Annotated in this window: 10 protein-coding genes; 2 read left to right on the plus strand and 8 right to left on the minus strand. The window is 48.3% G+C overall.

The annotated features are described in order from the left end of the window. Nucleotides 1-66: 66 nt before the first annotated feature. Complete coding sequence (locus OLMES_RS28995; RefSeq protein ID WP_087459870.1) at nucleotides 67-1,587, minus strand: TIGR00266 family protein; 1,521 nt, start codon at nucleotides 1,585-1,587, stop codon at nucleotides 67-69. Between the two features lie 237 nt (nucleotides 1,588-1,824). Between OLMES_RS28995 and OLMES_RS02885 the strand changes: the two genes are divergently transcribed. After that, nucleotides 1,825-2,892, plus strand: a complete 1,068-nt coding sequence (locus OLMES_RS02885) for a DUF475 domain-containing protein (RefSeq protein WP_087459871.1) — start codon at nucleotides 1,825-1,827, stop codon at nucleotides 2,890-2,892. A gap of 68 nt (nucleotides 2,893-2,960) precedes the next feature. On the opposite strand, the gene OLMES_RS02890 is transcribed toward OLMES_RS02885, so the two are convergent. Together OLMES_RS02890 and OLMES_RS02895 are read right to left on the minus strand one after the other, a co-directional pair. Next, the gene (locus OLMES_RS02890; protein WP_087459872.1) at nucleotides 2,961-3,920 is read right to left on the minus strand and encodes an AEC family transporter; all 960 of its coding nucleotides are present in this window, start codon (nucleotides 3,918-3,920) and stop codon (nucleotides 2,961-2,963) included. Nucleotides 3,921-3,952: 32 nt separating this feature from the next. Continuing rightward, nucleotides 3,953-5,161 (minus strand): HD-GYP domain-containing protein, encoded by a 1,209-nt coding sequence (locus OLMES_RS02895; RefSeq protein ID WP_198343202.1) that lies wholly within the window; start codon nucleotides 5,159-5,161, stop codon nucleotides 3,953-3,955. Between the two features lie 618 nt (nucleotides 5,162-5,779). Here OLMES_RS02895 and OLMES_RS02900 point away from each other — a divergent pair. Beyond that, on the plus strand, nucleotides 5,780-6,667 hold the full coding sequence (locus OLMES_RS02900; RefSeq protein ID WP_087459874.1) for an alpha/beta hydrolase: 888 nt from the start codon (nucleotides 5,780-5,782) through the stop codon (nucleotides 6,665-6,667). Between the two features lie 66 nt (nucleotides 6,668-6,733). On the opposite strand, the gene OLMES_RS02905 is transcribed toward OLMES_RS02900, so the two are convergent. From OLMES_RS02905 to ppnP, 5 genes are all read right to left on the minus strand, one after another. Continuing rightward, a complete protein-coding gene (locus tag OLMES_RS02905) occupies nucleotides 6,734-6,937 on the minus strand; it encodes a hypothetical protein (protein ID WP_087459875.1) in 204 nt (67 codons plus the stop codon). A 366-nt stretch (nucleotides 6,938-7,303) separates the two neighbouring features. Then, on the minus strand, nucleotides 7,304-10,792 hold the full coding sequence (locus OLMES_RS02910) for a response regulator (RefSeq protein ID WP_198343203.1): 3,489 nt from the start codon (nucleotides 10,790-10,792) through the stop codon (nucleotides 7,304-7,306). Between the two features lie 187 nt (nucleotides 10,793-10,979). Then, on the minus strand, nucleotides 10,980-11,612 hold the full coding sequence (locus tag OLMES_RS02915) for a TVP38/TMEM64 family protein (protein WP_087459877.1): 633 nt from the start codon (nucleotides 11,610-11,612) through the stop codon (nucleotides 10,980-10,982). Nucleotides 11,613-11,726: 114 nt separating this feature from the next. Continuing rightward, nucleotides 11,727-12,440 (minus strand): DUF502 domain-containing protein, encoded by a 714-nt coding sequence (locus OLMES_RS02920; protein ID WP_087459878.1) that lies wholly within the window; start codon nucleotides 12,438-12,440, stop codon nucleotides 11,727-11,729. A 121-nt stretch (nucleotides 12,441-12,561) separates the two neighbouring features. After that, nucleotides 12,562-12,843: a pyrimidine/purine nucleoside phosphorylase gene (gene ppnP, locus OLMES_RS02925; RefSeq protein WP_087459879.1), complete on the minus strand. Its 282-nt coding sequence runs from the start codon at nucleotides 12,841-12,843 to the stop codon at nucleotides 12,562-12,564. Nucleotides 12,844-12,896 lie beyond the last annotated feature (53 nt).

Here is a 12,896-nt window from a genome sequence, read left to right on the forward strand (position 1 = left end):
AAATATAGCACAGCGTCAGACAGCCTGCCTATTCTGGCAACCTGTTCCAGAAATGAGATCCAAATCTCAGTCACCATCCAATAGACGTCCAACGCCGCCGAGTATTGAACCTTCTCCCTGGCTTCTTCCGCCCGCTGAAGGGGCATGCTGTAATACTCTGTCTGCGAGCCGTGAGAACGGGGCGCTTTGCAGCCAGACGGTTCCGGTTCCGGCCAATGTTGCAAAGAAGAGACCCTCGCCACCAAAAAACATACTCTTCAACCCCCGCACCATTTGAATGTCGTAATCAATGCCTGAAGTAAATGCAACCAGGCATCCGGTATCCACGAGTAATTTTTCATTGTTGAGATCCTTGCGAATCACGGTGCCGCCGGCATGAATAAACGCCAGTCCGTCGCCCTTTAAACTTTGCAAAATAAAACCTTCTCCGCCAAAAAAGCCGGCACCGATCCGGCGATTGAAAGCAATACTGATTTCGGTACCGAGCGCTGCGGCCAGAAACGCGTCTTTCTGGCACAGAATTTTATTCCCCAATTCGTTCATATCGAGCGGAATAATCGACCCGGGATAAGGTGCAGCAAAGGCGACTCGTTTTTTGCCGCTGGCATTGTTTGTGAAATGAGTCATCATAATGGATTCGCCGGTCAGCAAGCGCCGACCCACACTGAGCAGGCCATCCAGAAAACCGGATTTCGGGTTGGAACCATCCCCCATCTTTGATTCATAGTGGATGCCATTTTCCATATAATTCATGGCACCGGCTTCTGCGACGACTGTCTCGCCCGGATCCAGTTCCACTTCAACAATTTGAGCCTCATACCCCAGTATTTCATAATCAACCTCGTGGCAGATGACTGGACTCTGACGTTGTTTTTGCAAGCCTGTAGTAACGGGGTAACCGGCATCTGGTCGCTGCACAGGAGCAACACCGGGAGCTATTGTTGATGCCGCCATAACCTGAGGTGGGTTGCCCGGTGGCGGGCTTTGTTGCGCAACTGAAGTAGTGGTGGAGCCCGAATTATCCTGTAACCGCAACAATGGCGCACCGTATTTCTGCAAAATAGCATTGAGGCCATCCTGAAAGCCTGAGCCAACGGCGGAAAAACGCCATGTAGCGTCTTTTCGATAGAGTTCTCCCATAATGACACAGCGGCTTTCGTGAGTATCTGCGGGGAGATTAAAGCGCGCCAACGCCGTCCCGGTGGCTTCGTTGATTAGTTCTATGCGCGCATCCAGACTGGTGAAGTTCTGGTTGCGTTGCACGCCTTCATGGAGACTCAGTACAAAGGCCATCCTTGCAATGTTTTGAGGGATGCGCGTAAGGTCAATGATTACTGATTCAGACTGAGCCGGGCTTTCGGAATGGTAGCGAATACTGCTGTCTGCAGAAGCGGGTTGTTCCGAGTGAATAATTGATCCGTCATTGGGAATCATCTGAGCGCTATCAAGCAAAAAGCTGATGAAGTGAACCGTAAATGGCTGAGCCCCGGCCGGTTGCTGCCATCCACACTGAACGGCCAGCCGGGATAAATCCGGTGCAATCTGGGTTAAGTTCAATCGTGTGCCCCGTTCTAAAACATCAGTCATGGCAGTATCTCCTCGTCCTGTAGTTGCAAAGTTTTAAGCGCTGAGTCGGTTTGGTTTGATGAGCTGGCGAAATGGCCTGCCGAATCTGTCGGATCCCTGTTGTGAAGGGTAGTCATTGCATAGTAGACTCTGTTCCCTGTCCGAGTCGAATTTAGGCTCTATTGATGTTTCAAGTATAAAGCGCGCTTGGCGTGCAATTTCCCTCATTTTTTCCCTTTTTTAATTGGAGTTTACAGGATGAACCGTTCTCATCTGCGGTATTTCAGGGGCAGTTTTTTGGTCACCATTACCGGTATATTGCTGGCATTTTATATGGGGGGAAACTCTGCAGAGGGATTTTCCCTTGCTGAAGGTCTGTCTGTGATGTTTATTGTCGCGGTACTGGCTGTTTTGGAAATATCGCTCTCGTTTGATAATGCGGTTGTAAACGCAACTGTACTTAAAGATATGGATGAAAAGTGGCGTCGGCGTTTTTTGACCTGGGGTATCCTGATTGCTGTTTTTGGTATGCGGATCATTTTCCCGGTACTGGTCGTGAGTGTGGTTGCCCAGATTAATCCCTGGGCTGCACTGGAGCTGGCCGTTTCCACTCCGGATGAATATGCCAGAGTCATGACCGAAGCGCATGTGTCTGTAATGGCATTTGGCGGGGCATTTCTGATGATGGTTGGACTGGACTTCTTCCTGGACGATGAAAAAGAGCATTGGATACCGTTTGTCGAACAGCCAATCGTACATTTGGGTAAACTTCGCTTTGCCGCAGAAGTGATCACTGTGCTTGCAATTATGGCCGTAGCCCAACTGGCTTTGCCGGTGGAAGAATCAAGGGCATTTATGATCTCCGGGATTGCGGGTATTTTAACGTTTACTGCTATTCATAAACTCAGTGCATTTATGGAGGCCCGGGAGCAGGCTCGAGCGGCAGAACATGCTGCAAAAAGCGGCGCGGCGATGTTTTTGTATCTGGAGTTGCTCGATGCTTCGTTCAGTTTTGACGGGGTAATCGGCGCGTTTGCCATCACGACGGATCTGTTTATTATTGCAATTGGTTTGGGGATAGGCGCTATGTTTGTCCGTTCCCTGACGATTCTATTGGTTGAGAAAGACACGCTTGCGGAGTATCAGTATCTTGAGCACGGTGCGTTTTATGCCATCATCGCGCTTGCGACAATCATGTTTTTGAAGACATTCGTGCACATTCCCGAAGTGGTAACCGGTTTAATCGGGGCGGGTTTCATTGCTGTTGCCTTTGTGCATTCTGTAATGGAAAACAAAAACGCTGAAGCCGGACAAGGGCAAGCTTAAGTCCCAGCTTGGCTTAAATCCCTGCTTAGCTTAACAGTTGGGGGGCATACAGATTCCAAGTGTGCCCCCTAAACCCAGCCCAGCATTCGAAACAACAATATTCCCGCACTAATGGTTCCAATCGACAGTACAGTTGTTGTGGCGACGATGTTTGCGGCCAATTTATCATCCCCTCCAATGACCTTCACCATAATAAAGCTGACCGTTGCGGTCGGACTGGCGAACATCAGAAACAGCGTACCGAGCAAAATACCGTCCAGTCCCAGAGCATAGCCAACCAAGGTCATCCCGAATGGTAAAATGATCAGCTTATTGGCGATGGTCCAGTACGCTGTTGTCGATGATTGCCACAAGCGTTTGAAGCTGATTGCACCGCCTACACATAGCAATGCGAGCGGTAAGGTAAGTTGTGCAAAGTAGCGCGCACTTTGAGCGAGTATATCGGGTAACTGCAAGTTCAACCGGGCGGCGATCAATGCCACTGTAATGGCAATAATCAGTGGGTTTTTCACGATATCGGTGCCAATTCTGAGCCAATGGATTCGTGATTTGCCTTGGGATGCTGCTACAGTGAGCACAATAATGGACAGAATGTTGTAAAGGATCGTCAGAAAGGCGAGCAGGATTGAGCCGATGGCCAACCCCTCTGCACCATACATATTCTGACAAAGTGCGAGGCCGATAATGCCCATATTGCCCCGAAATGATCCCTGAACAAATACGCCTTTGAGAGCGGCTTCCATCCCTGACATGGTTGCAACGATCCATAGCAATAGTACCGCTGCTATTGTGGCCAATAAACCGTAGATCACCTGTTGCGGCCTGACCAATTCAAATACCGGACTTTCAGTGATGCTCAAAAATAGCAGGAGCGGCAGGGCGATGGTGAAAATCAGGCGAGAACCGATTTCAATGAATCGATCATCGATTATGGTTCGGTAACGGAGCCACCAGCCAATGAAAACGATAATAAAACAGGGTAGGGTGATGCCCCCGGCGAAGGACAAGAGTTCCAGAAAATGGGGCATGTATAACTCATCCCGGCTAAAGCAGTTAATAACTACACGGATTTGTTGATGTATTCTTTCACATCAACACCGTAGGTGCCATTCGCCAGGCCTTTTTTGATGGAATAGATTTCACCGGATTTATCTTTAATGTCGTCTGCGAGGTTCACAATGTAGGGCGGACGCTGTTTTTTGTCCGAGGTCAGTACGAGTTCCACCCGTGGCCGAAGTCGGTATTCCGGATTGGCGGATACCACGATTCCGATTTCCCCGTTTGTCATTTCGACCAGGGATCCGGGAGGGTAGATGCCGACCATTTGAATAAAAGCTTCGACGAGTTCTTTATCGAAATGTTTATCGCGCTCGGCAAACAGTATTTGCAGTGCGTCCAGCGCCGGGGAGCCACTTTTGTAGCAGCGAGAGCTGGTTATCGCATCATAGGCATCGACAATGGTGATCAGGCGAATAAATTTGTGCAGGTAACCTGCGTCCAGACCTTCCGGATAACCTTTGCCATCAATCCGTTCATGGTGTGACATTGCGGTGTCCTGAACCATGGGCTCCAGGTCTTCATATTGTTTGAGAATGTCATACCCCAGGTTGGTATGTTGTTTCATGATGGCAAACTCGATCCGGGACAGTCGGCCGGGTTTGTTCAAAATGTCGTCGGGAACTTTCAACTTACCTACATCGTGGAGCATGCCACACATGCCAACCAATTCGAGCTCGGCGGGAGAAAGACCGAGGAAGCGCCCAAATGCGATAGACAGAATGCCAACCCTGAGGCAGTGCTCTGCCGTGTAGTGGTCTTTTTCTTTAATCTTCGTCATCCAGAGTAACGCGTTGGCGTTGGTCAGAATGCTATCGACACAGCTTCGAATCAATGCCCGTGATCGCTCAAGATCGATCTGGTGGTCTTTCTTGATGTTTTCCATGATTTGCTCGACATGGTCAACACCCTCGTCGAAGACGATTTTTGCGCCAGGTAGTGTGTCGTGAAATGGTTTGTTTTCGCGCAGGCCGGGATAGTTGGGTGCGGTGCCTTCAGCAGTGATCGGGCCGGATTTCTGGTTGTCGATCCAGAATTCTTTTTCAATTTCGATAAAAACGTGTCGGCAATGACTGCGCAGTAGCTCGATATCGTCGATGCTGTTGATGGTCATTCCCTGAAGCAGTACCGGGATTTCAGTCCAGGGGCGATCCAGTCGCGTAACGTACATGCCTATTTCGAGGTTATCCACCGGCATCTTTACTTCTATCAATTTTGAATCCGAGTTTTTATTTTTGGTTCTGGCCAAATTTGGAATTTTTTTTCTTCCGAACATACCTTAACGTCTCGGTCGGCAATTGATATTGAGGCTTAATGACTTTGCGCGGTCAACGGTGGCGAAACGACCGTATACCCTCAAGTTTTAGCGTATATTAAAATTAATTGCTCGGATGTTAAGTTCACCACATCTCCTGTGTAATATTTGTAATAGGGCAATGAGGATCAGGTCTGATTCAAGTCACGAAAGTTATGCCCTGCAACCGAAATGAGCTTTTGTGTATTGATACACCAGGATTTTGATTCACCAGGTTATGTGCTGTACATCGATGCAGATGTTTACCCCATATTTTTATGTTTAAACCATGAATCGAAAAATGTCTAAATTTCGGACAGGTTTTGCAAGATTGATGCTGCGGCTACCCGGAAGAAGGTGGCACTAACGGCACTAATGGTTGTAATGTGAATTTTTGCAATTTTCCAGAAATGAGTTATAAACAGATATAGATCAAAAAATAGACAGAATGCTATAGTTGGACTTATCCCTTTAGGGGGGAGCAGGGGGCTCTCCTCCAACCTCCGCAGTGAAGCTGGTCGATTTTCGGAGGCTGATGTGAGTCGCATTACACTGATCAAGAATGTCATTCGGCTGGGTATGAAGTTTATCCCCAACCAACTCAACGCCTATCGCTTATGTTCCAAGAGTGGGCACTTTTTGATAAAACCGCCAAAAGGGATGCAAATCGATTATACTAAAGTCGACGATGTACCCGTGGTCTGGCTTAATCATAAAACCCATTGTTCTTCCCGGGTTATATTGTACTTGCATGGAGGCGGTTATCTGATTGGTTCCACGCGTACTCACATTGAACTTGCGTCTCGCATTGCTCGAGCCTGTAAAGCACAAGTGGTGATGGCGGAATATCGCCTGGCGCCGGAGTATCCCTACCCTGCAGCGCTGGAAGATGTATTTGCAGTTTACAAGCATCTATTGAGAGAGCGCATATCAGCCAAGAAAATTGTCATCGCCGGAGACTCTGCAGGTGGTGGTCTATCTCTCGCGCTGCTGCAGCACATTCGCGATCATAAACTCGATGTCCCGGCGGGTGCAGTTTGTCTGTCGCCCTGGCTTGATTTGAGCTGCTCAATGTCCTCCCTCGCAAAAACACTGCACCGGGATCCATTGATCACACCCGAACGTATCCGGTACTTTGCTCGCCACTACGCGGGGGCTTCTGACCGAACTCAGCCCAGATTGTCGCCGTTATTTGCCGAACTCAAGGGGCTGCCACCTATTCTGATTCAAGTTGGCGGGGACGAAGTCCTGTTACCGGAATGTGAGCTCTTCCAGGCACGGGCGGAAAGCGAAGGTATACAAGTCGAATTGCAGGTTTGGCCGGAGATGTTTCATGTCTGGCAATTTGCATTTCGCTGGCTGCCTGAGGCGCGACGCGCGGTATCCCAGATCGGTTACTTTGTGCGTCAAATCGTACCCGTTTGAGCCGTTCCGTATAATCTGTCAGCCAAGCCTTGAGCTTTCAAATGTCAGCTGATCAATTCATCCGTGCTATCGGTACACGTAAGGTTGAGAGTCCAGTTGGGCCAGTTTGGATGATTGAAGTGCGACGTTATGCTGTGTTTGTTGTGCGGACAACGATGGTGTTGCGATTTGGGTACTTTGATCACTGGCAGAGTCTGCCAGGTTAAGTGACGCGATAAACAGCACCATAACGGCTGTAATCTTGGCCAGAGAATTGAGCTTCTCAGTCATGATATTTCTCCTTTTGCATAGATCACCCGCTACACGTTGCCGCGCACCATGTCGCTGGTGATTTTGATTACCATCCATGTTACTTCAAGGAAATTCCCTGAATAATCATTAAGCACTAACTGTACCAGTATGGGCGCTTCAAAAGTGTGAACCAGTATTTAGCAAGCGCTCTTAGACGGCTACTGAAGATTGTGATGAGAACTATGTCTCAAAAAGTGACGACTGAGGGGCAGGCGCAACAGGGATTGCGCATTGCACTGAAGCTGGGAAAATATAACTGAACAACAAGAACAGATTAGCGGACAAACCTAGAAAAGTTTGATGTAATCAGCGCTAAATGCAGGTTACGATGCGTAACATTTGTGATTAAGCCGGGTCGGTTATTTGGGGTTCGCCCAAGTCGAGCCAGTGTTGCAGTGTATTAAATAATGCCTTGGGGGCAAAGGGCTTGGCGATAAAGTCATTCATACCACATTCGATGCAGTGAACCTTGTCGTGCTCAGTTGCATTTGCTGTGAGTGCAATAATGGGAATGGTTGGATTGTTTTGACGGATAATGCGTGTCGCTTGGTAACCATTCAATATCGGCATCTGTATGTCCATTAGAACGGCATCATATTGATTATGAACAATTTTATCGATTGCCTGCTGGCCATCGCTGGCAACATCGATTTGGATGCCTGTGCATTCCAGAAGTGCGCAGGCAACTTCGCGATTAGTGATATTGTCTTCTACCAGTAATATTCGGTTGTGTCGGAAGCGTTTCTGAAAATCGGCGAAAATATCCGGTTCGGTGTTCGAATCGATAACTGCGGCATTGGAGCTCAACACACGGGTGGGGTTGTCCGGGCTCCCGAGTGGAATGTTTTCTAATATTTCGATTAGCGTCTGCGTTCCTGTCAATGGCGTGTCGACTACAAACCTCGGCTCTCGATAGGTGCGCGTGGGGACATGTTCGAGATAAATTACCGGTGAATGGCTCTGTGCTCTGGAAATCAAATTGAGGAGTTGCGACTGGATTTCCTCTGGCAAGAGGGTATCGATAATAAATACGCTGCTTGAGTCTGCCTCGGCTACGGCATGCTCAAGCGCCTGAGTTGAAAAAGTATGCACCCCTAAACCGGCATTGCTCACCCAGAATTGAATGTTGTCACGTAAACTCGCGTTTTCGCTAATGAAGTGGACAGTTTCAATCGGGCCGGAATAAAGCGTGTTCAGGTTGTCGACTTGTTCGCTTCGTTGACAGGGGAGGGTAAATACTACGTCCGTGCCAGCGTTGGGTTTACTGTTTAATTGGATGTTTCCGCCCATGATTGCTATCAGGCGTTTACAGATTGCCAGGCCGAGTCCCGTGCCGCTAAATTGTCGGGTTGTGGATGAATCTGCCTGAGCAAAAGCATTAAAAACATGCTTCTGTTGAGTCTTGTCCATACCTACGCCGGTGTCCCGAATCCGAAACTCGAGCTCAATTGCATTTTTTTTATTTTGATCCCGATTTGACACGGAAATATCAATGCGGACTTCACCTTGCCGGGTAAATTTGATCGCATTTGAAATCAGATTGCTGAGAATTTGTCCGACTCTGCATCCATCTATTTCAACATGTTGAGGAACGGTTGGGTGGATATACACGAGCAACAAGTTTTGCTGGTCTCGTGCTGCAAGGCGAAACAGCGTCACCTGTTGATGCAATAAGTTTGAGATATTTTCGGTGTTAAGGGAAACTTCAAGTTTTCCTGCCTCGATTTTGGAGAAGTCCAGAATATCATTAATAATACCCAGTAGAATACTGGCAGAATCCTTGATTTTCTGGATGTAGCTGCGCTGTCCAGTTTCCCGAATATTGTTCAGCGCTAACTCGGTCAAACCAATGATCGCGTTGAGCGGGGTTCTAATCTCATGGCTCATATTTGCCAGGAAGGCACTTTTCGCTTGATTCGCTTCGTTTGCTGCTTTTACTGCGTCCTGTTGCGCCAATTCATAACGCTTTCGCTGGGTGCTATCACGAAAAACGATCACCACGCCCTTAGCGTGTCCTTTGGCATCTTTTAAGGTGGACACCGTGTATTCTACAGGAAGGTGTGTACCATCCTGTCTGACGAAGGTATCATTTTCCTGTTGCCGGGTTTGTCCGTCATTTTGGGTCTTGGTGATTTGCGAATGGGTATAATCAACTGCGCGTCCATTCGGGTAGTGATGATGCAGCAAGTCATGGAAAGATTGGCCAAGAAGTTGCCCGTTGGCGTAGCCAGTCAGGCGGCTTACGGCTTCATTTGCGAACGTGATTGCCCCTTCGTTATCCAGACCGATAATACCTTCGCCACTGGCTTCCAGGATCAATGAAAGGTCGGACTGGGTTTCCTCGAGGGCTGCTGTTTTGGCCGAAACCGTTGACTCAAGTTGTTGATTGAGTTGTTTTAATTTTTCCTCGTACTCAACCCGGTCGGTGATATCAGCCTGCGTGTTGATTAAGCGAATTGCGTTGCCGGAGCGATCTCGTTCTATTACTTTGCCCTTGCTGAGTACCCAGCGATATTGGCCGTTGAAAGCACGCATCCGGAACTGTAGTTTATAGCCATCGCCCCAGGATGCATGGGTCACCAGTTCATTAATAACATCATTTTTGTCTTCCGGGTGAACCAAGTCGGTCAGTGTTTTGAAGTTATGGGGACCTTGTGTGGGTTGGTAACCCAGCATGGAAAACCAGCGAGGACTAAAGAAAACCTCCCCGCCTTTTACATCCCAATCCCATATGCCTTCATTCGCCGCTTCAAGAGCCAGTGTCAGCCGCTCTTCGTTGTGTTGGCGTTCAGTGCTCAAGCGGTGTACTTTTTCCCGTGTTATCGTAAAGTAAACAAAAAGTACGGACATCAGAAGCATGGACACTGCCGTAAGCAGAATCCACAAGACTTTGGATTGTTGCATGAGTGCCAGGGCTTCTTCAGCTTCAATTTCGTAGGTTATGCCATACCCGGACTCATTCAACCAGGCCCAGGCCGCAACCACCGATTCGCCGCGAAAATTGATAAACGGGGTGGTACTGACACCGTTTTTGCCAGCAATGGCCTCCGCTGCATTCAAGGCCAATGATTTTCCGGGAATGAGAACGGGTCGATTGGTATCGATGGAGTGGGCATTGACCGGCTGGTAAAGGCGGATGCCGGGAGCCAGGTCTGTTGGGCTGGAGAACAGGCCTTTTTTCTGTAAATCAGCTTGGAAGCGACTTCGAGTCATTAGTTTGGCTTCGCTGTCAAATGCGAGTAGCTCATCACTGTTAAACTGCGCGGCTTCATCGAAAAGCGCCTGCCATGGTGCTGCAGATAGCGCGAAAACCAGAATAAGCGGTGTTCTGTCGGCGGTATTCTGTGAGTTTCCGTTCGAGCTGCTGATCAATTGAGCAGGTAAAGCGATTCCGATATAGATAGAGGCGTTGTCTGGATTTCCATCATCGGGCTGTAACGGGCCCGGAATACTGATTGATGCCGCACCTTTGGCCATGCGTTTAAAATCCAGGCTGCTCAGTTCCGGGCCATTACCGGGAATTTGCTCTGTAATCGTATTTTGGTCGGATTGGATCAGGACTTGGCCCTTCTGATCCATAATGTAAAACCCTTGGTAGTTTAAACCTTTCAGAATAACGTTTAACCAGGCGGTTAAATCCTTGACTGTTTTCGAGTTCAGGGTACCGTTCGCCTGCCTCAGGTTTTCGGCGTAAGCGCGAAATTGTGGCGTACTGACAATAACCTGGACTTCTCGTTGACGGGATTGGGTCCATTTATCCAGGCTGTGCTCAAGACGTTGTATCTGGGCTTGCAAACGGGATTCAATCTGGGCTTGATGCGCAGTTTCAAACAATCCCCAAATCCAGCTCGACCCTAATCCAAATAGAACCAATACGAGAAAAAGTAGAGTAAGCAGGGAAGGCGAGCTGAATTTCATCGATTCGTCTGTCGTAGAGGGTTGTCGAGGTTCGTTAGGGCACGCTGATCATTCTTTAGCAGTATAGAGCATTCCGGTATAGAAATCAGGAATCCCTTGCCGCTCAGGTTGGTTCGACAGACTGGTTTTTTTTGAGATAGTGAGCGAGAGAGATGGCCAGCACTAGAAATACCGCAGACAGTATTAGTATGAGCAGAGACTGATGTGTAGTTGAAGACAGTGCTCCACCGATTAAAACAAATCCTATCAGCGAGGGTAAAATTCCCAAAAAGGTTCCCAATGCATAATCACGGTGGCGGAGGCTGGTCAGGCCGCAGCCATAGTTGACAGCATCAAATGGTAAAAACAGCAAACGCATAATTACCACGGTTATCAGGCCATTTTGCTGTAGTCTTTTTTCCCACTTCAAGATCTGCTGACTTTCCATGGACTTTACCCAATCCCGGCCAAGATAGCGGGAAACCAGAAACGCTAAATTAGCGCTCATGTTCTCGCCAATGATGGTGAGTAGAATGCCCAGCCAGGGGCCAAATAGCAGTCCAGATAGAATCGTTAGCAACGTCGCGGGAAAGAGCACCAGAGGGCGAAGCGTATAGATTATGATATAGAGTAACGCCGCCTCTACGTGTCCAAATTGCTTTAACCAGTGCTCCAGGAGTGCAGGGACCTCTTGAATTTCGACACCGGACTGGATCAGCAGTGTGATCGCGGACAGCAATAATAATGACCAAAGCATTATAACTACTTTTTTAGCGGCAGACTTAAAGGCATTCAAATGTTTGCATCTCCACTTGCCGGGGCAAAAGTTTATCGTTAGGCCTTGAGAGTGGCACGACCTTAAAAAGTTCCCTTAATTTTGATCTGGCGAATCTACGTTTTCGCGTTTTTCTAATGGAGTATGACCCGATGAGGATAAGTGTGCGCCATGGGGGGCGCTGTTGCTCGTGTCTGGGGGGGCCGGGGCGAATAGTTTTGCAGAGCCTGCACCACAGGATATGACTGTTTTCATCGCCGCTTCGACTTTTATATCGGGCCGGATTTCTGCGAGGTGTTCAGGAATATGGTAAATAAATCCGGAGGTTGGGTTTGGCCCGGTTGGCACGAATACCGTGAGTGTCCCGTCATCATGACGACTGGTAATGATCGCGGTAACGGTGGTTTCGACTTGTTCGCCAAATAGTTTTACCCGTGCAATTGAACCACCAGCAAAGGGGGACGATGCCTTGTCTCCAACAAATTGATTTACAATCTCCTTGATCATTTGATATCCGGGAGCAAGCCTGTTCAGTGTCGCGTCAAACCGGTTGTGTAAGTAAATCCCCGCGCTGGTGGTGACGAGGTAACCGGTGAGTGCGACAGAAATCAGAATCAGCAAGATGACAACCACATCACCAGCGAGCTCTGGAAAACCACTGAGTTTGATCACCAGATTGGTGAAGGGTTGAATCAGGTCTGTCAGGGTGTGGAATAACCATCGGAAGAAAATACCGAGAATGACTAAGGGTAGAAATATGATCAGCCCGGCAAGAAAATATCGGGTGAATATCAATCTGAATCCTTGCATGGAAAGTATCCTTTCGTGTTGATCAGGGCCGCATCAGTTTACCAATTTAGGTTCTCCAAATCCCGTTACTTATTTGATCACGGGATTGTGGTTTTTCCATGACAAGAACTTTACAGGAACGTTATTCGTACGTGCACAGGTAGGCGGTATCGCTTGCCACTTTGAGATCGAACACCTGATTGGCTTCTACAATAAAGGTTTCGCCTGCCGAATAGGTTGTCCAATCACTTTCACCGGGCAGTTTAACGGTAAGTGCACCGCTGATTACGGTCATATTTTCTTTTTTGCTGGTGTCAAACTGATATTCGCCTGAAGCCATGACGCCAACCGTTGCAGGCAACGTTTCTCCCTGAAACGCAATCGATTTCACTTTGCCGTCGAAATATTCATTAACATTAAACATGCTTAAGCTCCTGAGATCATGCTCGGATGATTTTTTAAAGGGGGCTGACAGTA

The organism is Oleiphilus messinensis, assembly GCF_002162375.1.
Classification (GTDB): domain Bacteria; phylum Pseudomonadota; class Gammaproteobacteria; order Pseudomonadales; family Oleiphilaceae; genus Oleiphilus; species Oleiphilus messinensis.